Annotated in this window: 1 protein-coding gene; it reads left to right on the top strand. The window is 25.8% G+C overall.

Features of this window, described 5'->3' with window-relative positions:
• A partial coding sequence (locus AB6A65_RS16545; RefSeq protein ID WP_158540204.1) for a hypothetical protein occupies positions 1-190 on the top strand: 190 nt, incomplete at its 5' end.
• Positions 191-527 lie beyond the last annotated feature (337 nt).

Genomic DNA, 527 nt, shown 5'->3' on the forward strand with positions numbered 1-527 from the left:
ACCAACCCCTATCTCCACTATAGAAGATATAGATAACAAAAATAAAGAAGGAGGTAATAATCAGAAAGAAAGATTATTCATTCGAGGAAAAGATATATCAGGAGCTCCCAATATTAAAGGTACCAATCAATTACCAAATCCTCCAATAAGAATTGGTATCACTATAAAAAAAATTATTACAAAAGCATGAGCAGTAACTATAACATTATATATATGATCATTTCCTAACAATCTACCAGGATTTCCTAATTCCATTCGAATCAAAACTCTTATAGCAGTTCCCATTATAGCCGATCAAACACCAAATATTAAATATAACGTCCCAATATCCTTATGATTAGTTGAATATAACCATCGCAGTATTATCTAATAGTTTAAAAACATTAAATTGCAAATTTAAAATTATAATTAAGAAATCATAAGATGATGAACTGTAAATTCATATAAGATAAAATTATTTTAAATATACACTTTTAACCTTGAAAGCTAATAGAATTATTATCTTAATAAACTATATAACAAAAAAA

It is taken from the genome of Rhodosalinus sp. FB01 (assembly GCF_041365715.1).
GTDB lineage: Bacteria > Pseudomonadota > Alphaproteobacteria > Rhodobacterales > Rhodobacteraceae > Rhodosalinus.